A 23,241-nucleotide genomic window follows, 5' to 3' on the forward strand; every position below is an offset into this window, starting at 1 on the left:
AGCGCGGGGCGGAGGGCGGCCGGAGCGGCGGCCGCCTCAGCCCCCCGCCCGGGCGGCCTCGTGCGCCGCCCGCTCCTGGAGTCCCTCCAGGGCGGGCAGCAGCCAGTCGTCCACCGCGGCCAGGTGGACGCCGGTCTCGTCCTGGCGGTCGTGCAGGTAGCGGGTGGCCAGGTCGATCAGGTACAGGGACATCACCGTGGACACGGTGTGCGGGGCCAGTCCGAGCTCGGTCATCAGGGGGTCGCGCAGCAGCCGGGCCCCGCTCTCCAGCCACCGGTGCACGCCGGGGTGCACCCCGGCCTGCACGCACTCGTTCAGGTCGTAGTGCAGGGCGTCGAACCCGGCGGGCGCGTCCAGCGACAGCCGTTCCCAGTCCCACACGAACGACCGCCGCGCGGTCCCGGCGATGTTCCACCGGGTCAGGTCGCCGTGCCAGGCCCCGAAGGGCAGCACCACGTCGGGCAGGCCGTACAGCGCCGACATCAGCGGCCCCGCCTCCGGGCGGGCGCCCAGGGCGGCGATCCGCTCCTCCAGGGAGCGCCGGTAGGCGCTCTCCGACAGGCGCCGCCGCCGCACCTCCACCAGCGAGGTGATCTGGGTGACGCAGCGCAGGAGCTGGCGGCGGGTGGGCCGGTCGGTCTGGTCGCCGACCGGCAGGGCCTCCTGCACCAGCAGCGGGCGGCCGTTCCACTCGCCCTGGTACATCAGGCGGGGCACGGTGACGTCGCGCAGCCGGGAGTCGGCGAGCAGGCGCAGCGCCCGCGCCTCGGCGACCACCAGCCGTCCGGTCAGGTCGTTGACGGCGACCTTCGCGTAGCCGATGGTGCGCCCGCCCGGGGTGAGCAGCAGCAGTACGGGCTTGCGGTTGGCCCGCGGCGGCCCCACGTGGATGGCGATGGCCAGCTCGCGGTCCAGCGCGGCGGCCAGCGCGTGCTCGATGCCCGGCCCGGCGCCCACGTACAGGCGGTCGCGCAGCAGCAGCGGGGCGACCCCGGTGGCGAACGCGCCGGTCAGTACCAGCCGGCGCAGCCGCTCCCGCAGGGAGTGCCCCTGCGAGAAGGACGCGATGCCCCGGGTGGCCGCCGACCGGTTGTGGGCGGGCAGGATCACCCGCGGGTCGTAGGCGTTGGGCACCGGCAGGTACTGGTTGCCGCGGCCCCGGCCGCGCGCGGTGCCGTCGCCGTGGCCGAGCAGCCCGCCGCACGGCCACAGCACGGCCGCGAGGTCGGTCAGATAGGTCGTCTCACCGTTCATCGGGACCCCCGCCCGTGCGCGCGGTCCCGCGGCGGAGCAGGGGCTCCTCGTCCCGCCACAGCAGGGCGACGGCCACCATGGTCACGGCCAGCGGAGACATGAGCGCGACGTAGAAGAACATGTACCAGAACAGCAGCAGCACGGTGAGCAGGGCGGCCTGGCCCGCGACCGTCACCGCGGACCGGTACCGCCAGGCCACCGCCGCGAAGAAGCCGAGGAACAGGGCCGTGCCCACCCAGCCGCTCGCGATCAGCGTCATCCACAGCTGGCCCGCGTTGCCGATCACGTGCTGCCCGCAGCCGGGGCAGTCGGGCGAGGGGCCGATCGCGATGGAGTCGGAGCTGCCCAGGGTCTCCCGGGTGGTGCCCCAGCCCAGCACGGGGGACAGGTCGGCCGCGGCCACCGAGGCCGCGTTCGTCGCGGCCCGGCCGTCGTCGCTGTGCGGGGCGTCGGCCCGCGCCCGCACCACGTCGGCCAGGGGCGACAGCGCCAGCACCCCCAGGGCCAGCACCGCCACCAGCGCGCAGGCCGCCACCGGCAGCACCCGGCCCCGGCGCAGCGCGACGAACCCGGCGTAGAGCAGCGACAGCGCCAGCCCCGCCCACAGCGCCCGGTTGAGCGAGTACACGATCGGCACCACCGAGAGCACCACGGCCGCGGGCAGCGTCCAGCGCACCCACAGCGGTGTGCTCCGGCGGTCGATCAGGAGCACCGCGGACCACACCAGCAGCAGGGAGATCATGTACCCCCACACGTTGGTGTACTCCCACGGCGCCTTGGGGCGCGCCGAGTCGTAGCCGAAGATGTCCATGACCTGGGCGGACGCCGGGTGGATCAGGGTCCGCATGAAGGGGTCGGAGGCCAGCCCGCCGGGCAGCAGGAACTCCAGCGGGGCGGTGAACTCGAACCGGGGCGCCAGCATCCCCAGGTACCCGCCCGCGATCGTGGCCAGGCCCAGCGCGCCGAGCGCCGCCACCACCGCGCGGGTGGGCAGCTCGCGCTCGGTGAGGTTGCCGACGTACAGCAGCAGCACCGTCAGCACCGCGTAGTTGGCCACCCGCAGCACGGCCCCGCCGTAGCCGCCGCTGCCCGGGACCGCGCCCGGCATGTCCAGCGGCACCAGGGCCAGGCCCAGCACCGACCACACCAGGAACAGCGCCCACAGCCAGAACGCCGGGGGGACGCGCAGGCCGACGGTCCGGTGGCGGCGCACCAGTTCCAGGGCCATCGGGACGGCGAACACCCAGTAGGCGAACTGGCCCAGGCCCAGGGCCCACCACAGCGGGTACCCGGCCAGCAGCCACAGCAGCGGGCGCCCGGTCACGGCCCGCGGCCCCCGGGCGAGGGGGGCGGGCACGACCGTGCGGGGTCCGGCCGCCGGGTGGACGCGGGCCATCAGCGCCGGGCCCCGGCGGAGTCGGCGGGCACGACCACGGTCTCCTCGTCCTCGGGCTCCTCCTCCGGAGCCTCGGGGTCGGGGGCCGAGGGGGTCTCGCTCACCCGGACGATCCCGGACGCGGACCGTTCGGTGCCGTCCCGGCCGGCGGCCGGGGCCCCGGCCGCGGGGGCCGCCTCGGGCGGCGGGCCCGGCAGCGGCTGGCGGGGCAGCACGATCACGCCCGGGGCGTCCACGGAGAAGCGTTCGGCGGCGGCCGTCAGCTCGGCCAGCTCGGCGCGCGGGGTGCGGTCCAGCTCGACGACGGGCAGCAGGAGGTCGGCGGCCCCGGCCACGGCGTGGACGTCGGCGCGCTCGCTCGGCGGCGGGACCGCGACCACCACGTGCTCGGCCTGCTCCCGCAGCAGCCCCAGCAGGTCCGCCATCGCGGTGTCCTGCACCGGCGCGGCCGCCCCCGGCCGCCCGTGCCGCAGCACCCGCAGCCGCGGCGCGGCCTCGGGGCGCACCTCCAGCCCGGCCGGGTCCTCGCCGTCCACCAGCGCCTCGGCCAGACCGGGGCCCTCGGGCAGGCCGAGCAGCTCGCCCACGGTGTCCGACCGCGGGTCGGCGCACACCAGCAGCGTCTCCGAGCCCGTCCGGGCCAGGGCCGCCGCGACGTTCACGGCCGCGGCGGTGCCGGCCCGGCCGGGCGTGGTGGCGGCGACCACGAGCACGCGGCCCGCGCGCGGGCCCTCCTCACCCGCGGCCGGGCCGTCCCCGGCGGGCGGGGTCCGGCCGGCGTCCCCGGCGGAGCGGGCGCGGATCAGGTGGACCAGCGACTGGACCCGCTGGCCCCCGGCGCGGTCCTCGCCCAGTAGCCCGGGGGTGCGCCCGCCCCGCTCGGGGCGGCACGCGGACAGGTCGAGCAGGACCGGCAGGCCGCCCAGGCGCTCGGTCTCCTCGACGTCGTGCAGGCGGCGGTCGGTGCGGTCGCGGAGCACGGCGGCGCCCAGCCCGGCCAGCAGGCCCAGGGCGGTGCCCGCGGCCAGCCACAGCGGGGGGTTGGGGGAGGAGGCGCGCTCGGGCAGGTCCGCCGGGATGATGGTCCGCCCGGGCTCGACGGTCTCGCGCAGCGCGGCCAGCGGGGCGACGCTGCCGCTCACGGAGGTGATGTCCTGGCGCACCGCCTCGGCGCGGGGGTCGGCGGCCCCCGACGCCCCGATCACCCGGTCCAGCTCCTCCTCCAGGCGTTCGCGCTCGCCGCCCAGCGCCTCCAGGTGGGCGCCGATGAGGCCGTCCACCCGCTCCGCCCGCCGGTCGAGGTAGGCCTCGGAGTAGGCGGCGGCACCGGCGCGGGCGGCCTCGGGGGAGCCAGCGGTGTAGTGGATCTCCAGCACGTTGCTGTTGGGGGGGACGGTGACGTCGACGTTCTCGCGCAGGCCGTCGGCGGTGGCGGGGGAGCCGGTGGCCTCGGCGACCAGCGCGGCGGCCGCGGCGGACACCTCCTCCGAGCGCAGGACCTGCGCCTCCGTGTCGAGGTTCACATCGCCCGCCAGGCGGCCGGACTTCTCCCCGGTGAACTCCGCCATCCCGGTCGGCAGCACCTGGACGGCGGCCGTGGAGGTGTAGGAGGCGGGGACCGCGAGCACGCCGGCCAGCGCCAGGGCCGCACCGCCCGCCACCCCGGCGGCCACCATCCGCCAGCGGCGGCGGAGCAGGGCGGTGTACTCCTTGAGTTCCGGTCCGGGGGATCCGGGGACGACGGTGTCCATCGAGACCTTTCCGTGTCTACCTGACAGCACTTTTAGTGAACGATTGGATACTAAGTGTAATCCCTTGGGTCGTGCGCGCAGGTTGGGGAAAGGTCCGTTTCCCCAGGGAAAAGCGACCGGAAAGAACGCCGGAGGGGGCGGCGGGCCCCTGCCCACCGCCCCCTCAGGGACGTTCGGTACCGCCGTACCGCTATGCCGCGCTCAGGCGCCGGTCACCCACGAGGGCAGCTCGGTGCCGGAGATCCACTCCTCCTCGCACGCCTTCTGGGTGGACACCGTGTGCGCCCGTGCCGAGCAGTCCCGGTACTGGATCAGCTGCTCGTTGAAGACCACCGAGACCGCGATCATCGCGACGGACACCACGATCCCCGCCACGCCCACCGCCACGCTCGCCAGCGCCATCGGGGCCTCGGAGCTGTTGCGCCGGGCGGCCCGCCGCGCCTGGATGCCCTGGACCAGGCCGAACGCGGACAGCACCCCGCCGTAGGGCGGCAGGAACAACCCGGCCACCCCGAAGAACAGGCCCCACAGCCCGCCGCGCTCGACGCGGGGGCGGTCGTCCTCGGAACGCGGCTCCGGGCGATTGTCGGTCAAGGTTCCACTCCATTCGAGCGGCACCCCCGGCGGGGGCCCGCGTCACACTGCGCCTTGAAGCGGAGGCTACCGGCCGCCGACGACTTCCGGACCGGTCGGGGCCGGTCGGAGGTCCGCGTCACACGCCGCCCCCAAGGTCACCTCTCGTGGGTCCGACGCTACCCGGCCCGATAGGGTGGTCCTGCGGACGGGCCCTCGCACGGCCCAGGCCCGGGATCTGTACCGGGCGTACGCGTTTTCCGGATGCTGCGCCGTCCCCCGGTGCCCCCGGAGTACGGGAGAGGACTCCCGCACCGTTCTCTAGTACATGGGAGAAGCATTGTCCGCGCGAGTGGTGGTACTCATATCGGGCACGGGCAGCAACATGGCCGCCCTCCTGGACGCGGCGAAGGACCCGGCCTACGGGGCCGAGATCGTCGCCGTCGGGGCCGACCGCGAGGGGACCCGGGGCATCGCACTGGCCCGCGAGGCCGGCGTGCCCGTGTTCACCGTCCCCTTCCGCGACTACACCGACCGCGCCCGCTGGAACGCCGACCTCGCCGAACGCATCGGGGAGCACGCCCCCGACCTGGTCGTCTCCGCCGGATTCATGCGCATCCTCGGGCCCGAGGTCGTCGGCCGCTACACCGCCGTGAACATCCACCCGGCGCTCCTCCCCTCCTTCCCCGGCGCTCACGCGGTGCGTGACGCGCTCGCCCACGGTGTCCGAGTCACCGGCACCACCATCCACTTCCTCGACGAGGGCGTCGACTCCGGGCCGATCATCGACCAGGTGGCGGTCCCCGTCGAGGACGACGATGACGAGTCCGGCCTCCACGAGCGCATCAAGGCCGTGGAGCGGCGCATGCTGGTCGATACGGTCGGCCGCCTGTCCCGCGAGGGCTGGACCATCGACGGCAGGAAGGTGCGGTTCGGCCGGGCCGACCGCACCGAGCAGAGCGTCGCGGAGGCGACCGAACCGAAGGAGGACCGGTGACCCAGCAGGCCATCCGGCGTGCGTTGATCAGCGTGTACGACAAGACCGGCCTGGAGGGGCTGGGCGCGGGCCTGGCCGCGGCCGGGGTGGAGATCGTCTCCACCGGCTCCACCGCGGCGCGGCTGCGCGACGCGGGCGTCCCGGTCACCCGGGTCGAGGACGTCACCGGCTTCCCCGAGATCATGGGCGGCCGCGTCAAGACCCTCCACCCGTCCGTGCACGCCGGACTCCTCGCCGACCAGAACAACCCCGACCACGTGTCCCAGATCCAGGAGCTGGGCATCGCCCCCTTCGACCTGGTCGTGGTCAACCTGTACCCGTTCCGCGAGACCGTCGCCTCGGGCGCCTCCGAGGCGGAGTGCGTCGAGCAGATCGACATCGGCGGCCCCGCGATGGTGCGCGCCTCCGCCAAGAACCACTCCAGCGTCGCGGTCGTCGTCGACCCCGCGTCCTACGGCTCCGTCCTGGAGGCGGCACGCGGCGGCGGGTTCACCCTGGAGCAGCGCAAGCGCCTGGCCGGGCTGGCGTTCCAGCACACCGCCGCCTACGACGCGGCCGTCGCCGGGTGGTTCTCCGACACCTACGCCCCCGACGCCGAGGCCGCCCAGACCTCCTGGCCGGACTTCCGGGCCGCCGTCCACACCCGCAAGGCCGTCCTGCGCTACGGCGAGAACCCGCACCAGGACGCCGCACTGTACGTCCCGGCGGGCGTGCCCGCGCACGGCCTGGCCGGCGCCGAGCAGCTGCACGGCAAGGCCATGTCCTTCAACAACTACGTGGACACCGACGCCGCCGTGCGCGCCGCCCACGACTTCGACGACCCCTGCGTCGCCATCATCAAGCACGCCAACCCGTGCGGCATCGCCGTGGGCGCCGACAACGCCGAGGCCCACCGCAAGGCGCACGCCGCCGACCCGGTGTCGGCGTTCGGCGGGGTCATCGCCACCAACCGCCCGGTGGGCGAGGAGCTGGCCGCGCAGATCTCGGAGATCTTCACCGAGGTCGTGGCGGCCCCCGGGTTCGAGCCCGCCGCCCTGGACATCCTCACCCGCAAGAAGAACATCCGCCTGCTCAAGGTGGGGGCGGCCGTCGGCCCCGCGGTGGAGACCCGGCAGATCAGCGGCGGCCTGCTCGCCCAGTCGGTCGACCGCATCGACGCCCCGGGGGACGACCCGGCGAACTGGACCCTGGCCACCGGCGACCCCGCCGACGAGGCGACCCTGGCCGACCTGGTCTTCGCCTGGCGCGCGGTGCGCGCGGTCAAGTCCAACGCCATCCTGCTCGCCACCGACGGAGCCACCGTCGGCGTCGGCATGGGCCAGGTCAACCGGGTCGACTCCGCGCGCCTGGCGGTGTCCCGGGCCGGGGACCGGGTGGCGGGGTCGGTCGCGGCCAGCGACGCGTTCTTCCCCTTCCCCGACGGCCTGGAGATCCTCACCGGGGCCGGGGTGCGCGCGGTCGTGCAGCCCGGCGGCTCGGTCCGCGACGAGGAGGTCGTCGCGGCGGCCAAGGCGGCCGGGGTCACCATGTACCTGACCGGCACCCGGCACTTCTTCCACTAGGAGACCCAGGCATGAGCGCGATCGTTCTGGACGGCAAGGCCGTCGCCAAGTCCATCCGCGAGGACCTCACCGAGCGGGTGGCGCGCCTGCACGCCCGGGGCATCACCCCCGGGCTGGGCACCGTCCTGGTCGGCGACGACCCGGGCAGCCACTCCTACGTGCGCGGCAAGCACCGCGACTGCGCGCAGGTGGGCATCGCGAGCATCCGCCGCGACCTGCCCGAGAGCGCCACCCAGGAGGAGGTGGAGCAGGCCGTCCGCGAACTCAACGAGGACCCGGCCTGCACCGGCTACATCGTGCAGCTGCCGCTGCCGCGCGGCCTGGACGAGAACCGGGTGCTGGGCCTGATCGACCCGGCCAAGGACGCCGACGGGCTCCAGCCCTCCAACCTGGGCCGACTGGTGCTGATGCAGGAGGCGCCGCTGCCCTGCACCCCGCGCGGCATCGTCGAGCTGCTCAACCGCTACGACGTCCCGCTCAAGGGCGCCGAGGTGGTCGTGGTCGGCCGCGGGGTCACCGTGGGCCGCCCGCTGGGGCTGCTGCTGACCCGCCGGTCGGAGAACGCGACCGTCACCCTGTGCCACACCGGCACCCGCGACCTCGCCGAGCACACCCGCCGTGCCGACATCATCGTCGCCGGCGCCGGGGTGCCCGGGCTCATCACCAAGGACATGGTGCGCCCCGGCGCGGCCGTGCTGGACGTCGGTGTCTCGCGCACCGAGAACGGCCTGGTCGGCGACGTGGTCCCGGACGTGGCCGAGGTCGCCGGGCACATCTCGCCCAACCCCGGCGGGGTGGGCCCGATGACCCGCGCGATGCTGCTGGTCAACGTGGTCGAGGCCGCCGAGCGCCAGGCCGCGGCGCTGTAGCCGCGCGAGCCGGACGCGCGGGGCGGCGACCCCTCCGGGTCGCCGCCCCGCGCCGTGCCCGGCCGTACTGATCCGAGAGGCCGGGAGCGCGGGAAGCGTGAGGGCCTCCCGGTGGCCGGTGGGACGTCGCGATCCACACCGATACCGGAGGCCCTCCCGGTTCGTGTCAGGCGGGGTCGGTGTCACCGACCTCTCGGATCGGTACACCTAGCCCGCGGCGCGCTGGGGGCGGTGGCCGGTCGGGAGCGGGCGCACCAGGCCCAGGGCGACCACCTCGTTGGCCAGCCGGGTGCGCCGGTTCTGGCCCTCGGGGATGCGGAACTTCTGGTACAGCCTCAGCAGGTGCTGCTTGACCGCCGCCTCCGTCACCACCAGCACCTCGGCGATGTCGCGGGCGGTCGCCGGGGCGACGAACGCCTCCTCCGAGAGCGCGGGCTGGCACAGCGCAGTCAGCACGTCCAGCTCCCGGCGGGTGAGCTCGGGGGAGGTGCTGCGGCGCAGCTCCACGTCCGGGCTGATCTGCTCCTGGGGCAGGCCGCCGACCCGGCAGCGGGCAGTGCCGAAACTCACCACGTCGCCCTCCTCCAGGACACGGCGGGCGATGGGCCGGCCGTTGACCCGGGTGCCGTTGCGGGACAGGCCCATGTCCACCACGTACACGTAGGGGCCGCGGCGGACCAGCTCGGCGTGCAGGAGGGAGACGCTGGGGTCGTCGAGGCGGATGTCGGCGCCCTCGCCGCGGCCGACCGTGGTGACCTCGCCCGCGAGTTCACAGATCTCCCCGGACTCTTCGACCCGGAGATAGGGCCCGTCCACGGTGGCTCCTCCCGGGCTCTGATAACGCTGCCGGTGGGTGTGCGGACGACGGTGGGGCCGAGGGGCCGTGGTTCGTGGGGTGGGCTTCATGGGGGTGGGACCTCGCTCACCGGTGCACTCGTCTCCAGGTTGGTTACCCGGGTGCCGAGCGTTCTACGCGCTTACTCCGGAGTTAGGCGGATAAGGCGCGGAAATACGGCCATGTGGCCGAACCGGAAGCGGGAAACGGACTCCGCGGCTCCCCGACGGGTACCGGACCGTTTCCGTGAGCCCTGAGGCGGTGGCGACGCGGATCATTACAATGGCCCTGACTCTCCCGGTCCGAAAGCACGGTCGGTGACCGGAGCCACCTGGAACATGAGCCGTTCCGTCGGAGTGCTCCGTTTCGGACACCCGCGCGTCGTCGCGTGGCCGGTCTGTGCCAGTTCCGGGTGGGAGATCGTGGACCAGGCGATGCGGAGCGCGGTGAACAGGGTGGAGCTGGCGGAGTTGTCGGACACGGACGAGGGGACGCCCGCACCGGAGGAGCGCACGGCCCCGACCTGGCTCGTCCAGGTGCCCTACGTCCTCGTGCTGTCCGCGCTGGCCGCGGGCGTCGTGATCGTGGCGGCCGCCTACTTCAAACGGGGGCCGGCGGTCATCGCGGGCGCCCTGCTGCTGGCCGCCGCCTTCCGGGCCTTCCTGCCCGCCGAGTGGATCGGCATGCTCGCCGTACGCCGCCGCTGGGTCGATCTCGTCACGTTGGCCACCATGGCGGTGCTGCTCATCGTGCTCGCGTGGGTGGCGCCGCAACTGTCATCGTAGGCGTCTAATAAGCTTGATATCGAGATACCGCGACACCGACGAGCCACCCCCTCCCCGGAGAGCACGGACCGGGCGGGATCAGGGGATCGCCGCGCGCGGAAGCCGGTGTCCGGCCACGAGCCGGGCGCCGTCCACCGCCGCACGAGGTGGTGGCGAAGATTGAAGGGACAGCCACACAGCCATGGCCAAGATCAAGGTCGAGAACCCCGTAGTCGAGCTCGATGGCGACGAGATGACCCGGATCATCTGGTCCTTCATCAAGGACCGCCTGATCCTCCCGTACCTCGACATCGACCTGAAGTACTACGACCTGGGCATCGAGGAGCGCGACCGCACCGATGACCAGATCACCGTCGACGCCGCCAACGCCATCAAGGAGCACGGCGTCGGCGTCAAGTGCGCCACCATCACCCCGGACGAGGCCCGGGTGGAGGAGTTCGGCCTGAAGAAGATGTGGCGGTCGCCCAACGGCACCATCCGCAACATCCTCGGCGGCGTCGTCTTCCGCGAGCCGATCATCTGCGAGAACGTGCCGCGCCTGGTCCCGGGCTGGACCAAGCCGATCATCATCGGCCGCCACGCCCACGGCGACCAGTACAAGGCCACCGACTTCAAGGTCCCCGGCCCCGGCACCGTCACCATGACCTACACCCCGGCCGACGGCAGCGAGCCGGTCGAGTTCGAGGTCGCCAACTTCCCCGAGGCCGGCGGCGTGGCCATGGGCATGTACAACTTCCGCAAGTCCATCGAGGACTTCGCGCGGGCCAGCCTCAACTACGGCCTGGACCGGAACTACCCGGTCTACATGTCCACCAAGAACACGATCCTCAAGGCCTACGACGGCATGTTCAAGGACGTGTTCCAGGAGATCTACGAGACCGAGTTCAAGGAGCAGTTCGACAAGGCCGGCCTCACCTACGAGCACCGCCTCATCGACGACATGGTCGCCTCCGCGCTCAAGTGGGAGGGCGGCTACGTCTGGGCCTGCAAGAACTACGACGGCGACGTCCAGTCCGACACCGTCGCGCAGGGCTTCGGCTCCCTGGGCCTGATGACCTCCGTGCTGCGCACCGCCGACGGCCGGACCGTCGAGGCCGAGGCGGCGCACGGCACCGTCACCCGCCACTACCGGCAGCACCAGCAGGGCAAGCCCACCTCCACCAACCCGATCGCCTCCATCTTCGCGTGGACCCGCGGTCTGGAGCACCGGGCCAAGCTGGACAACACCCCCAAGCTGCTGGAGTTCGCCACCACCCTCGAGGACGTCGTCATCAAGACCGTCGAGGGCGGCCAGATGACCAAGGACCTCGCGATCCTGGTCGGCGCCGACCAGGAGTGGCTGACCACCGAGCAGTTCCTCGCCGCCCTGGACGAGAACCTGTCCAAGCGCCTGGCCTGAGGAGCGCGGCGCCCGCTCCGGCCCCCTGCCCCGGGCCCGGGCGCCCGCACCGGGACGTCTTGAGCCGACGCCCCCGGTGATCTCCGCCACGTCCGGCCGTCCCCGCGAGGGGGCGGCCGGACGCTTTGTGTCACCGCTTCGGCACTCTCGATGAAATTCCCCGGCGTGTTTCCCCGATTCTGCGGACATCGGCGCCGTCGGGGTGGGATGATGACTGCGTCGGGTCACGGAGCCAGTGCGACATAGGACACGTGAACTCGATTCGCACCTTGTGCGAACTTTGACTTACAGTGGAGTCACGCCGGTGAGAACCGGCAGGCCAGAGCGGGTTTCGCCGCTCAGGCCCCACGAGCCGACGTGCCGGCCGTGCGCCCGCTGGGGGGTAGGCGCGCACAGTACGGAACGTCACGAAGAAGGGCCCGGTGCTTCGGCACCGGGCCCTTCGCCTTTCCCGCCCCGACCGCCGCGGGGCCGAGACCCCGGGGGCCGGGTCTCCGGGGGAGCGGGGGAAGGGGACAGGGGGACGTCCGAGGGGGCCCGGGGGTCAGTCCAGGACGCTCTCGGGGATCGGCTCGCCCTGCTGCATCGCCGTGAACATCTCCTGGGAGCGGGCCTCGTCCCACTGGACCACCGAGCCCACGTCGGGCAGCGTCGGGGTGGCGCCCACCGGGATCGCGGTCGTCTGCGTGCCGCCCCGCATGGCCAGCAGCATCGTCGCCAGGTGGCGCAGCCGGTCGCCCTCGTCGACCACGAACATGTCCGTGCCCTCCAGCACCAGCGGCACCGACTTGAAGGGGTTGAACAGCGTCCCCGGAGCGCTGGCCTCCTGTACCAGGGCGGAGAAGAACTCCCGCTGGCGGGCGATCCGGTCCAGGTCGGCCCGCGCGGTGGCGCGGGTGCGCACGTACCCGAGTGCGGTGCCGCCGTCCATCGTCTGGCAGCCCGCCTCGATGTCCAGGCCCGCCTTGGGGTCCTCCATCGGCTCCTCGGGGCACAGCTCCACGCCGCCGACGGCGTCGACCAGGCCGACGAACCCGCCCATGCCGATCTCCACGTAGTGGTCCACCCGCACGCCCGAGGCCTGCTCGAAGGTCCGCACCAGCGGCGCCGGGCCGCCGCAGACCTCCTCGCCCTCCTCGTCGGTGCCGCAGACGGCGTCGGCGAAGGCGGTGTTGATCTTGTTGGGGGCGTAGCCGGGGATGGCCAGCTGCACGTAGGAGTCGCGGGGGACGCTGATGATGGTGGGCTCGGCGTCATCGGTGTCGGGGATGTACAGCAGCATGATCGTGTCCGTGCGGCGGCCCTCGGCCCGGCCGGTGGACAGCTCCCGGATCTGGTCGTCGTCCAGCCCGTCGCGGCTGTCGGAGCCGACGATCATGTACACGTCGCCGTCCTGGCGCTCGGGGCGGCCCTCGTAGTCCTGGAGGGCGTCGACCCGCTGCAGGCGCGCGTTGGACCACAGGTAGAACCAGGTGGGCAGCACCAGCACCGCGGCCAGCAGCACCACCAGGGTCACCACGGTCACGTTGCGGGCCTTGCGGGCCGTCCTCTGGCGGCGCCGCCGGGTGCGGCCGGTGCCGTCGTACTCGCGCCCGGCGTGGTGGGTGCGGCGCTGCGGGCGCTCGGGCCGCAGCGGGGGGACGTCCCCGGCCGCGGGCATCCGCCGGGTCTCGCCGACGACCCGCTGCTCCGATTCCCGGCCCCGGTACAGCTTCTCGAACGCGTCGGCCCCGTCCCCGTCCCCGGCGCCCTTGCGCCGGAAGACACCCGGTCTGTCGTGCTCACCGGTCGGGTCGGAGCCTTCCCGGTGCCGTCGGTCTGCCATCGAACCGCCTATCTCCTCCGCGACGCAGAAGGTCCGTGGTCACGGCCTCCACTGTGTGGGATCGCAGAAAGGGTAGCGGGGTTCGATGAACCGACCCTGATCCGGAACCGGGGGATATTCCGGAGGCGTCCCCGGGGTGCGGAGGCGGCCGCGGGCCGCCCCCGGGAGCGCCCCCGGTCAGCGCAGCCGGTGCGCCCCGGCGGCCGGGAGCGCCGAGCGCACCCGCGGCGGCACCAGGCCCCGGCCGATGAAGGCCTCCTCCAGGGCGGCGCCGATGCCCGCCACCCGGTCGTCGGCGGCCAGCGCCAGGGCGGTGCCCGCCCAGCCGCTCATCCTCACCCCGCGCGCGCCCGCCCGGCCGGCGGTCTCCACCGCCAGCTCCACCTCGGGCACCGGGAGCCCGGCCCGGCGCAGCGACAGGTGCGAGGCCGTGAGGATCACGCCGACCTCCCCGAACCGCTCGGCGCGCAGCAGGCCCACCACCGCGTTCAGGCGGTGCACCTCGGTCACCGCGTACTCCACCCGGCGGCGCTGGGCGGGGGAGGGCAGCCGGGACAGCGCGGCGGGCAGGTCGCGGACGGACCGCAGCGGGCCCAGGACCTTCCCGGCGCGCTCCAGGTCGGCGGCGTGCCCGGGCCGGGGGTCGCGGCGGGGCAGCGCACCGGTGTCCACCACCAGCAGGCACAGGTCCTCGGCGGCCGGGTCGAAGGGCAGCACGGTGGTGCCGAGGGTGCGCAGGTTGACCCGGACGGCGCAGCCGGGCCGGGCTGCCAGGGACACCCGCTGGTCCACGGTGCCGCCCTCCGGGGGCGGGCCCCCGGCCAGGTCGGCCAGGGCCAGCGCCACCGCCGCCCCCACCGCCCCGGAGTACCCCAGGGAGGCGTCGCCGGGCAGGTCGGAGCCGAGCATCACGCGCAGTCCCGTCCCGGCCTCCAGCAGCCCCGTGCGGCGCGCCGCGGCCACGGCCCGGGCCACCGCCGCGCCCTCCGCGCCGCGGGCCCGCAGCGGCCCGCTGAGCGCCGCGGTCCGCACCCTGGGGTCGCCGGGCACGGCCCCCACGGCGGCCGTCACCCCCCAGGGCAGCGCCGCGTACAGCCCCACCCCGCCCGAGGGGGCGGTGTGCTCGCCCAGCAGCGCGACCCGGCCGGGGGCGTGCCACACCCCCGCGGGCGGCTCCCCGAACAGGGCGTCGAAGCCCTTGGCCAGCCCGTCGGCGTCGGGCGCCTCCGTCGGCCATTCCCCCCGCGGCCCCGCCGACCGCATTCCCAGCGCGGCCCTCCACCGCGCCCCCGCGCCCCCCACGTCGTCACCCTTCCCCCGGTCGACCTCTGTCCCTCCAAGTCTGCCCAAGTCCGGGAGTATCCGGTGTGGGACCTTCGAGACAGAGCGGGTAGGCCGTTAGCGTTGCGGTTCGACGAGGTGGGGGAGGGCGCGGTGGCCTCGGTGCTGGACAGGGCCAGGGAGACGGTCCGGCACTACCGGAACACGTCCATGGACGCCTACTGGGCGCTGCGCCGGCGCCGTCCGGGCGTGGACCACCTGGTGCGGGCCTACGAGCGCTACGCCGACCGCAACGGGAACCAGCTGGCCGGCGCGGTCACCTACTTCGCGTTCCTGTCGTTCTTCCCGCTGCTCGCGCTGGCGTTCGCCGCGGTCGGGTTCGTGCTGGCCACGCTCCAGATCGAGCTGGGCGGCCAGCTGGACCGGGCGCTGGACGACGTGCTGCCCGGCCTCTCGGAGCAGCTGCCCATCGACCAGATCGCCGACGCCCGGGTGGGCGCCGGCCTGTTCGGCCTGGTGGGCCTGCTGTACGCGGGCCTGAACTCGGTATCGGCGCTGCGCGAGGCCCTGCACTCGATCTGGCTGAAGAACCCCAAGGAGGGCCCCAACCCCTTCCTCGCCAAGGGCACGGACCTGCTGGTGATGATCGGCCTGGGCCTGGCCCTGCTGCTGTCGGTCTCCGTCACCGGTGTCGCCCAGGCCGCCACCAGGTGGCTGCTGTCCCTGGTCGGCCTGGACGGGTCGATCGTGGCGAACATCGCGCTGCGGCTGCTGGCCCTGGCGATCGCCATCGGCGCGAACGCGCTCATCTTCATGCTGGTGTTCGCGCTGCTGTCCGGCAGCGGGCGGCCCGCCCGCACGATGTGGCGGGGCGCCCTGCTGGGCGCGGTGGGGTTCGAGGTCCTCAAGGCCGCGGCGGCGCTGCTGCTGACCGGGACGCTGAGCAACCCGCTGTACGCGTCGTTCGCGGTGCTGGTGGGCCTCCTGGTCTGGATCAACCTGGTGATGCGCCTGGTCATGTTCAGCGCCGCGTGGACGGCGACCCGGCTTTCGGTGCCGCCGCCCTACACGGGTTCGCTGCCGCTGCCGGAGGAGAACGGCATCGACTGGACCCGGCCCGCCCCCGTCGTGCGGGTGGACCCGGTCGAGGCGGCCGAGCGCAGGCGGGTGCGGCGCGGCCTCGCGGCGGGGCTCTCGGCGGCGGGGGCGCTGGGCGCGGGAGGGCTCACGGCGTGGCTGTTGCGGCGGCGGAAACGTCCTGTTGCCTAGTGTGACACTCTGTTAGCGGAAAATGACGCTGAAGGTTCCCCGTGCCCGTATGTTCCAGGTTCCGAGGGGGTAGTCCTCCCCTGTCCCGGCCGAGAGCCCCGCCGGGGCACGACCGGTTCGCCGAACGAAAAGTTCGGCAGACACCCCCCTCGGAGGGCAGATGGGAACCGCATTCAAGTCGTCCGAACGCGCGACGATCGGCGTGGAGTGGGAACTCCAGCTCGTCGACCGCCGCAACCGGCACCTGCGGCAGGAGGCGCAGAAGCTCCTCTCCGAACTCCCCGAACTCAGTTCCGCGGCGGCGGTCCCCCCACTGCGCCACGAGCTGATGCAGTCCCAGGTGGAGGTCGTCACCGGGATCTGCGAGACGGTCGAGCAGGCCAAGGACGACCTGGCCCGCAACGTCTCCCGCATGCGGCAGGTGCTCGCCCCCTGGGGCACCACGCTCACCTGTTCCGGCACCCACCCCATCGACGACTGGCGGGACCAGGACTTCAGCCCCGGCACCCGGTACCGGGAACTCGTCGAGCAGATGCAGTGGGTCGCCCGGCGCATCCTCACCTGCGGCGTCCACGTGCACGTGGGCGTGCGCCACCAGGACAAGGCCATTCCCATCGTGAACGCGCTCGCGAGGTATCTCCCGCATTTTCTCGCTTTGAGCGCCTCCAGTCCATTCTGGGCGGGTCACGATACCGGTCTGGCCTCCGCCCGCTCCGTGATCTTCGGCGCGCTGCCCACTTCCGGTCCGCCGCCGAACCTCCCGAACTGGTCGGCTTTCGAGGAATACCTCGAAACGCTTCTCAGGGCGGGTACCATCGCATCCATCAAAGAAGTGTGGTGGGACATTCGTCCGCACCCGGATTTCGGGACCATCGAGATCCGGATGTTCGACGGGATCCCCACCCTGCGCGAGGTGGGAATGGCCGCCGCGCTCTCCCAGAGCCTGGTGGAGTTGTTCGACCACCAGCTCGACCGCGGGTATCGGCTGCCCAGCCCGCCGTCCTGGCTGGTGAGGGACAACAAGTGGCGGGCCACCCGCTACGGGCTCGACGCTCGCGTCATCACGGACGGCCGAGGGACCACCGTCCCGATCCGTGACGACCTCTACGAGCTGGTCCGCGAACTGAGGCCGGTCGCGACCCGGCTGGGCTGCGCCGAGGACCTGGACCTGATCTCCGAGATCCTGGACAAGGGCGCCTCCTACGAGCGTCAGCGCGCGGTCATCGCCGAGGGCGGCACCCTCGACGACGTCGTCGACATGCTCGCGGCCGAGCTCGACGACGGACCCACCCGTGCAGGGGTCGGTGCCGGCGACGGCGCCGGCGCTCGGTAAGACATGGGCGAAAGCGTAGAGAGGGCCCTCGTATGCAGGGACGAGACCTGCCGGAACAGTTGACCGCTTTTCTGGCGCGCCGCGAGCGGGACTTCATCGGCTTCCGCCGTGACCTGCACATGCACCCCGAACTCGCCTTCGCCGAGCATCGCACCACGGGGCGGATCGTCGAGCACCTGCGCGGGGTCGGGCTGCACCCCCGGGTGCTCCCCGGCGGTACCGGGCTGGTCTGCGACATCGGCTCGGGCCCCGGGCCCACCGTCGCCCTGCGGGCGGACATCGACGCCCTGCCCCTCACCGACGAGAAGGACGTCCCCTACCGCTCCACCGTCCCGGGGGCCGCGCACGCCTGCGGCCACGACGTCCACACCACGGTCCTGCTGGCCACCGGGGTCTTCCTGGCCCAGCAGGACCGGGCGGGCGCCCTGCCCGGCCGGGTCCGGCTGGTCTTCCAGCCGGCCGAGGAGCTGCCCGGCGGCGCCGTCGAGGTGATCAACGCCGGGGCCCTGGAGGGCGTCGACCGGATCTTCGCGCTGCACTGCGACCCCCGGCTGATGGTCGGCCGGGTGGGCCTGCGCACCGGCGGCATCACCGCCGCCTGCGACCAGCTGACGGTCCGGCTGTCCGGGCCGGGCGGGCACACCGCGCGCCCCCACCTGACCGCGGACCTGGTGTACGCGATGGGCAAGGTCGTCACCGAGCTGCCCGCCGCGCTCTCCCGCCGCATCGACCCGCGCGCCGGGTTCAGCCTGGTGTGGGGCCGCATCAGCGCCGGGTCGGCGCCCAACGTCATCCCCGACGACGCGGTCGCCGAGGGGACCGTGCGCTGCCTGGACGACGAGGCGTGGCACGCGGCGCCCGACATCGTCAAGGGCCTGGTGGAGTCGGTGGCCGCCGCCTACGGGGCCGACGCCGAGGTCACCTACAAACGCGGCGTCCCGCCCACCATCAACGAGGCGTCCAGTGTGGACGTCATGCGCGAGGCCACCGCCCTGGCCCTGGGGCCGGACGCGGCCTCGCCCACCCCGCAGAGCCTGGGCGGGGAGGACTTCGCCTGGTACCTGGAGAACGTCCCCGGCGCCCTGGCCCGGCTGGGCACCCACTCGCCGGACTGGGACGGGCCCATGCTGGACCTGCACCGCGGGACTTTCGACGTGGACGAGCGCGCCATCGGCGTCGGCACCCGGTTCCTGGTGACCACGGCCCTCACCGCCCTGGCCGCGGACGGCCGCGACCGCGTCCCGGCCGCCGAGGAGGCGGTGTCCTTCTGAGCCCCCCGACCCCCGGCGCGACCTGCGCGGACGCCGTGGATCTACCGGGTTCCCGGTAACTTCGCGCCGGGGTGTCGGGCCGGGTGCGGCGCCGGTGGCATTCTGAGTACATGAACCAGCCACTCACAGTCGAACAGATCCGGCGGGCGCCCAAGGTGCTCCTGCACGACCACCTCGACGGCGGGCTGCGGCCCGCCACGGTGGTCGAGCTGGCCCGGGAGGTCGGATACAAGGACCTGCCCACCTACGACCCGGTGGAGCTGGGGCACTGGTTCCGCGAGGCCTCCGACTCCGGTTCGCTGGAGCGCTACCTGGAGACGTTCGCGCACACCACCGCGGTCATGCAGACCCGCGACGCCCTGGTCCGGGTCGCCGCCGAGGCGGCCGAGGACCTGGCCGCCGACGGCGTGGTCTACGCCGAGCAGCGCTACGCCCCCGAGCAGCACCTGGGGCGCGGGCTCACCCTGGAGGAGGTCGTCGAGGCCGTCCAGGAGGGACTGGAGCTGGGCGAGAAGCGCGCCGCCGACGCCGGGCGGAGCATCCGCACCGGGCAGCTGGTCACCGCCATGCGCCACGCCGCGCGGTCCTCGGAGATCGCCGAGCTGGCCGTCCGCTACCGCGACGCCGGGGTGGCCGGGTTCGACATCGCCGGGGCCGAGGCCGGCAACCCGCCGACCCGGCACCTGGACGCCTTCGAGTACCTGCGCCGGGAGAACTTCCACTTCACGATCCACGCGGGCGAGGCGTTCGGGCTCCCGTCGATCTGGGAGGCCCTCCAGTGGTGCGGCTGCGACCGGCTCGGCCACGGCGTGCGCATCATCGACGACATCACCGTCACCGAGAACGGCGCGCCCCGCCTGGGCCGGCTGGCCCAGTACGTGCGCGACAAGCGCGTGCCCCTGGAGATGTGCCCCAGCTCCAACGTGCAGACCGGGGCCGCCCCCTCCATCGCCGAACACCCCATCGGCCTGCTGCGCGACCTGCGCTTCCGGGTGACGGTCAACACCGACAACCGGCTGCAGAGCGGCACCAGCCTGTCGGAGGAGTTCGCCCGGCTCTCCGAGGCCTTCGGGTACGGCTGGGACGACGTCCAGTGGTTCACGGTCAACGCCATGAAGTCGGCGTTCCTGCCCTTCGATGAGCGCCTGGCGCTCATCAACGGTGTCATCAAGCCCGGCTTCGCGCAGCTGAAGTGGGCGGCCGACCGATGAGCGGACCGGCGCCGGGTGCCAGCCCGACGGTGCACTACTCCCTCTTCTCCCGGGTCCTGGCCGTGGTCTGGATCGTCGTCGCCGTGCTCCTGCTGGCCGACCTGTTCCTCCGCGGCCGGGGGCCGGAGATATGGCTGTACGGCGCCGTCCTGGTGGCCAGCGTCGCGCTGGTGTACCTCGTGTGGCTGCGCCCGCGCATCGTGGTCACCGAGCGGGGCCTGCGGGTGATCAACCCGCTGCGCGAGACCTTCGTCCCCTGGGCGGCCGTGCGGTGGGTGGACGTGGTCGACGTGCTGCGGGTGCACACCACCGACGGGGTCGTGCGCTCCTGGCCGCTGCGCGAGACCAAGCGGGCCCGGGTCCGCGACAATCTGCGCCGCGAGGGCGGGTTCATGGACGGGCCCGACGAGGAGGACCCGCGGGGGATGCGCCCGATGGACCGGGCCGCCCTCCAGTTGCGCCAGGACGCCGAGCGCCACAAGGCGCGCCCGCTGGCCGGCCCGATCCGCGACATCGACGAGGCGGGGCCCGCCGCGCTGGGCGCCGAGGACCGCCCCCAGACGATGGTCTCGGTCGAGGTGGTGGTCATCGCCGGTGCCGTCGCGGTCCTGGTCGCGGCGGCCCTCCTGCTGGCCTGAGCGCCCCTCTCCCGGATCCGGACCCGGCCCCCGCCCGGGCGGGGGCCGGGTCCTTTCTCCGTCGGTGCGCGGGGTTGACGGGACCCGGTCGGCTCTGGTTAGGTAAGGCATGCCTAATGGAGAGTGTTCCGGGCGGGAGGGCTTCGCGCGGATGGCCGCCCGCCCGGACCTTCTCCGAGGCGCCACGCTGTTCTGACGAGCTGTTCCGACGAACAACGGGAAGAGGAAACGGTGTCCCACGGCCCGTGAGTCCAACGGGGTCTGCGGGGATCCTGCACGGGCGGGACACCGGAGCGGGGCACACGCCTCCGGACGGAGCACGGCCGGTACCGTCCACCCCAAGGCCTCGGGGTGTACGCTCGCCACGCCGGTACCGGACGGGTCCGTTCGGAGGCGGCCCCGCGACGACGCCTCCGGGCCGCGTCGCGCGATCGAAGGACCTGCGGGGGTCCCGCGCGGCGCGCCCGGGGAGCGCCGAGGGACCCGGCACCGCCGGGTCCCCTCTCTTCTCCCCCGACCGGGCCCTCAGGCCCGGACCAGCAGCCGGTTGAGCAGCTCGCCCAGGCGGCGCGCCCGCTGCCGGACGATCTCCAGGGCCCGCTCCCCGTCGAACGGCTCCAGCACCGCGCCCAGGGCGTCGTTGCTCACGATCGACAGCCCCAGCACCTCGGCGCCCATCTCCACGGCGGCGATGGCCTCCAGCGGGATCGACCGCCCCACCACGTCCGCCCCCGCCTGGCGCAGCACCTTCGACTCCGTGGGGGTCTGCAGCTGCGGTCCCGGTGTGGCGGCGTACACCCCCTCCGCGAGCGAGGCGTCCACCTCGTGGACGAGCCGGCGCAGCCGCGGGCTGTACACCGACGACAGGTCCACGAACGTGGGGCCGACCAGCGGGGACCTCGCCGTCAGGTTGATGTGGTCGCTCAGCACCACCGGCTGCCCCGGCGCGATGTCCACCCGCAGGGAGCCCACCGAGCCCGTCAGCACGGCCAGCCGCGCCCCGGCGGCGATGCCGGTGCGCACCGCGTGCACCACCCGCATCGGGTCGTGGCCCTCGTACAGGTGCAGGCGCCCTGTGAAGACCACCACTCGTTTGTCCCCGACCCACATGCTGTGGACGGTGGTGCCGTGGCCCTCCCCGGCCGGTGCCAGGAAACCGGGCAGCTCCCGCGCCTCGAACCCGATGTCCGGCGAACCGAGCGTGTCCACCGCGTCCGTCCACCCGGAACCGAGCACCACCAGGGCGTCGAAGCCGTCGGCCCCGGCCCGGGTCAGGAGTTCGTGCGCCGCGTCGGCCGCCAGTGCCCGGGCCTCGGCGGTCGTCGTCGGCGGCTGCTCTGTTTCACTCACACAGCGGATGCTACCGCCGTGTAGCCGGATGATTCCGGAACGCAACGCTACGGTGGCGGTAAGGGGAATGCCCGACCCCCGGCCGGGGCGGGTGCGGAATCCGCCGGCCGGTATGGCCGACAATAGGGGTAAGGCGAGAGAACCACATGCCGCCCCGTCATGCCCACCGCCCCCGACCGGGACGGGCGGGACGACGGCCGGCCGCAGAGGGAGTGAAGCAGAGTGACGAAGGTCGTGATCATCGGGGGCGGTCCCGGGGGCTACGAGGCGGCACTGGTCGCCGCGCAGCTCGGCGCGGACGTGACGGTGGTGGACCGCGACGGCATCGGCGGCGCCTGCGTCCTCACCGACTGCGTTCCCTCCAAGAGCCTGATCGCCACCTCCACCCGCACCACCTACGTGCGCGAGTCCGAGAACCTGGGCATCCAGGTCGACGACCAGCTCGACGGCAAGTCCTCCGTGCGCGTCGACATGCCCACGGTCAACAACCGGATCCTCGCCCTGGCCCAGGCCCAGTCCGACGACACCCGCGCCCGGCTGATCAAGGAGGGCATCGAGGTCGTCAGCGGCGAGGCGCGCCTGGTCGACCCGCGCATCGTCGCCGTCGGCGACACCCGCATCCGCGCCGACGTCGTGCTCGTCGCCACCGGCGCCCACCCGCGCGAGCTGCCCTCGGCCCGGCCCGACGGCGAGCGCATCCTCACCTGGCGCCAGCTCTACGACCTCCACGAGCTGCCCGAGAAGCTCATCGTCGTCGGCTCCGGCGTGACCGGCGCCGAGTTCGCCAGCGCCTACCAGTCCCTCGGCTCGAACGTGACCCTGGTCTCCTCCCGCGAGCACGTCATGCCCACCCAGGACCCCGACGCCGCCCGCGTGCTGGAGGAGGTCTTCCTGCGCCGCGGCATGACCGTCCTCAACCGCACCCGCGCCGAGTCGGTGGTGCGCACGGAGGACGGGGTGCTGGTCACCCTCTCCGACGGCCGCACCGTCGAGGGCTCCCACTGCCTGATGACCGTCGGCATGATCCCCAACACCGACGGGCTCGGCCTGGAGGAGGCCGGCGTGCGCCTGGGCCAGGGCGGGTTCGTCGAGGTCGACCGGGTCTCGCGCACCACCGTCCCCGGCGTGTACGCGGCCGGCGACTGCACCGGCGTCAACATGCTCGCCTCCGTGGCCGCCATGCAGGGCCGCATCGCCATGTGGCACGCCCTGGGCGAGGCCGTCGCCCCGCTGAAGCTGTCCACGGTGGCCTCCACCGTGTTCACCCACCCCGAGCTGGCCGCCGTCGGCGCCAGCGAGGACGACGTGCGCAGCGGCCGCATCGACGGCCGCTCCGTCACGCTGCCGCTCAACACCAACCCGCGCGCCAAGATGAACGAGGTCAAGGACGGCTTCGTCAAGCTCATCTGCCGCCAGCACACCGGCATCGTGCTGGGCGGCGTCATCGTCGGGCCGCGCGCCAGCGAACTGATCCTGGCCGTGTCGGTGGCCGTGCAGCAGAGGCTGACCGTGGACGACCTCGCGCACACCTTCGCGGTGTACCCGTCCCTGTCGGGCAGCGTCACCGAGGCGGCCCGCTCCCTGATGCTGGCCTCACCGGAGTAGGCTCCAGAGCAACGGCCCGAGCCCTGCGGCCGGGCCG

Annotated in this window: 19 protein-coding genes; 11 read left to right on the top strand and 8 right to left on the bottom strand. The window is 73.6% G+C overall.

Features of this window, described 5'->3' with window-relative positions:
* Positions 1 to 36 precede the first annotated feature (36 nt).
* The 4 genes from ACFVNO_RS02135 to ACFVNO_RS02150 all read right to left on the bottom strand — a co-directional run bounded on the left by ACFVNO_RS02135 (position 37) and on the right by ACFVNO_RS02150 (position 4,995).
* Positions 37 to 1,254 carry an aminoglycoside phosphotransferase gene (locus ACFVNO_RS02135; protein ID WP_355256256.1) on the bottom strand — a complete coding sequence of 406 codons (1,218 nt, stop codon included), beginning with the start codon at positions 1,252 to 1,254 and terminating at the stop codon, positions 37 to 39.
* A complete protein-coding gene (locus ACFVNO_RS02140) occupies positions 1,244 to 2,650 on the bottom strand; it encodes a ligase (protein WP_378888536.1) in 1,407 nt (468 codons plus the stop codon). Before ACFVNO_RS02140 ends, ACFVNO_RS02135 begins: the two co-directional genes overlap by 11 nt.
* Positions 2,650 to 4,401 (bottom strand): chain length determinant family protein, encoded by a 1,752-nt coding sequence (locus tag ACFVNO_RS02145; protein WP_378888539.1) that lies wholly within the window; start codon positions 4,399 to 4,401, stop codon positions 2,650 to 2,652. The genes ACFVNO_RS02140 and ACFVNO_RS02145 overlap by 1 nt, the downstream gene beginning before the upstream one ends.
* A 201-nt stretch (positions 4,402 to 4,602) precedes the next feature.
* Entirely contained in the window at positions 4,603 to 4,995 is a 393-nt protein-coding gene (locus ACFVNO_RS02150; protein ID WP_220564881.1) for a DUF4190 domain-containing protein, read from the bottom strand.
* Positions 4,996 to 5,326: 331 nt separating this feature from the next.
* On the opposite strand from ACFVNO_RS02150, the gene purN reads away from it, so the two are divergent.
* From purN to ACFVNO_RS02165, 3 genes are read left to right on the top strand one after another with little or no spacing between them, the layout of a single operon-like run.
* On the top strand, positions 5,327 to 5,971 hold the full coding sequence (gene purN, locus ACFVNO_RS02155) for a phosphoribosylglycinamide formyltransferase (RefSeq protein WP_355256265.1): 645 nt from the start codon (positions 5,327 to 5,329) through the stop codon (positions 5,969 to 5,971).
* Positions 5,968 to 7,533 (top strand): bifunctional phosphoribosylaminoimidazolecarboxamide formyltransferase/IMP cyclohydrolase, encoded by a 1,566-nt coding sequence (purH, locus tag ACFVNO_RS02160; RefSeq protein ID WP_355256268.1) that lies wholly within the window; start codon positions 5,968 to 5,970, stop codon positions 7,531 to 7,533. The genes purN and purH overlap by 4 nt, the downstream gene beginning before the upstream one ends.
* A gap of 11 nt (positions 7,534 to 7,544) precedes the next feature.
* A complete protein-coding gene (locus ACFVNO_RS02165) occupies positions 7,545 to 8,402 on the top strand; it encodes a bifunctional methylenetetrahydrofolate dehydrogenase/methenyltetrahydrofolate cyclohydrolase (protein WP_220564884.1) in 858 nt (285 codons plus the stop codon).
* 207 nt (positions 8,403 to 8,609) lie between these two features.
* Here the strand turns inward: ACFVNO_RS02165 and ACFVNO_RS02170 are convergent, their stop codons facing one another.
* Positions 8,610 to 9,218, bottom strand: a complete 609-nt coding sequence (locus ACFVNO_RS02170; protein WP_220564885.1) for an FHA domain-containing protein — start codon at positions 9,216 to 9,218, stop codon at positions 8,610 to 8,612.
* 357 nt (positions 9,219 to 9,575) lie between these two features.
* Between ACFVNO_RS02170 and ACFVNO_RS02175 the strand changes: the two genes are divergently transcribed.
* Together ACFVNO_RS02175 and ACFVNO_RS02180 are read left to right on the top strand one after the other, a co-directional pair.
* On the top strand, positions 9,576 to 10,022 hold the full coding sequence (locus tag ACFVNO_RS02175; protein ID WP_370634659.1) for a DUF3017 domain-containing protein: 447 nt from the start codon (positions 9,576 to 9,578) through the stop codon (positions 10,020 to 10,022).
* 181 nt (positions 10,023 to 10,203) lie between these two features.
* Positions 10,204 to 11,421 carry an NADP-dependent isocitrate dehydrogenase gene (locus ACFVNO_RS02180; protein WP_355256275.1) on the top strand — a complete coding sequence of 406 codons (1,218 nt, stop codon included), beginning with the start codon at positions 10,204 to 10,206 and terminating at the stop codon, positions 11,419 to 11,421.
* 544 nt (positions 11,422 to 11,965) lie between these two features.
* Here the strand turns inward: ACFVNO_RS02180 and ACFVNO_RS02185 are convergent.
* Both ACFVNO_RS02185 and ACFVNO_RS02190 read right to left on the bottom strand, forming a co-directional pair.
* The gene (locus ACFVNO_RS02185) at positions 11,966 to 13,246 is read right to left on the bottom strand and encodes an LCP family protein (protein ID WP_355256278.1); all 1,281 of its coding nucleotides are present in this window, start codon (positions 13,244 to 13,246) and stop codon (positions 11,966 to 11,968) included.
* Positions 13,247 to 13,423: 177 nt separating this feature from the next.
* Positions 13,424 to 14,548 (bottom strand): galactokinase family protein, encoded by a 1,125-nt coding sequence (locus ACFVNO_RS02190; protein ID WP_355257079.1) that lies wholly within the window; start codon positions 14,546 to 14,548, stop codon positions 13,424 to 13,426.
* A gap of 102 nt (positions 14,549 to 14,650) precedes the next feature.
* On the opposite strand from ACFVNO_RS02190, the gene ACFVNO_RS02195 reads away from it, so the two are divergent.
* The 5 genes from ACFVNO_RS02195 to ACFVNO_RS02215 all read left to right on the top strand — a co-directional run bounded on the left by ACFVNO_RS02195 (position 14,651) and on the right by ACFVNO_RS02215 (position 20,249).
* Positions 14,651 to 15,796 carry a YhjD/YihY/BrkB family envelope integrity protein gene (locus ACFVNO_RS02195; protein WP_355256281.1) on the top strand — a complete coding sequence of 382 codons (1,146 nt, stop codon included), beginning with the start codon at positions 14,651 to 14,653 and terminating at the stop codon, positions 15,794 to 15,796.
* A 160-nt stretch (positions 15,797 to 15,956) separates the two neighbouring features.
* Positions 15,957 to 17,129 carry a glutamate--cysteine ligase gene (locus ACFVNO_RS02200; protein ID WP_355256284.1) on the top strand — a complete coding sequence of 391 codons (1,173 nt, stop codon included), beginning with the start codon at positions 15,957 to 15,959 and terminating at the stop codon, positions 17,127 to 17,129.
* 32 nt (positions 17,130 to 17,161) lie between these two features.
* Positions 17,162 to 18,400 carry a M20 family metallopeptidase gene (locus tag ACFVNO_RS02205; RefSeq protein ID WP_355256287.1) on the top strand — a complete coding sequence of 413 codons (1,239 nt, stop codon included), beginning with the start codon at positions 17,162 to 17,164 and terminating at the stop codon, positions 18,398 to 18,400.
* Between the two features lie 110 nt (positions 18,401 to 18,510).
* On the top strand, positions 18,511 to 19,611 hold the full coding sequence (locus ACFVNO_RS02210) for an adenosine deaminase (protein WP_378888550.1): 1,101 nt from the start codon (positions 18,511 to 18,513) through the stop codon (positions 19,609 to 19,611).
* Positions 19,608 to 20,249 carry a PH domain-containing protein gene (locus ACFVNO_RS02215; protein WP_355256293.1) on the top strand — a complete coding sequence of 214 codons (642 nt, stop codon included), beginning with the start codon at positions 19,608 to 19,610 and terminating at the stop codon, positions 20,247 to 20,249. The genes ACFVNO_RS02210 and ACFVNO_RS02215 overlap by 4 nt, the downstream gene beginning before the upstream one ends.
* A 525-nt stretch (positions 20,250 to 20,774) precedes the next feature.
* On the opposite strand, the gene ACFVNO_RS02220 is transcribed toward ACFVNO_RS02215, so the two are convergent.
* Positions 20,775 to 21,599 (bottom strand): purine-nucleoside phosphorylase, encoded by an 825-nt coding sequence (locus ACFVNO_RS02220; RefSeq protein ID WP_378888553.1) that lies wholly within the window; start codon positions 21,597 to 21,599, stop codon positions 20,775 to 20,777.
* Positions 21,600 to 21,821: 222 nt separating this feature from the next.
* Here ACFVNO_RS02220 and ACFVNO_RS02225 point away from each other — a divergent pair, with 222 nt between their 5' ends.
* Positions 21,822 to 23,204: an NAD(P)H-quinone dehydrogenase gene (locus ACFVNO_RS02225; protein WP_355256296.1), complete on the top strand. Its 1,383-nt coding sequence runs from the start codon at positions 21,822 to 21,824 to the stop codon at positions 23,202 to 23,204.
* Positions 23,205 to 23,241 lie beyond the last annotated feature (37 nt).

The sequence above is a fragment of the Nocardiopsis sp. NPDC057823 genome (genome assembly GCF_042797335.1).
Lineage (GTDB): Bacteria > Actinomycetota > Actinomycetes > Streptosporangiales > Streptosporangiaceae > Nocardiopsis > Nocardiopsis changdeensis.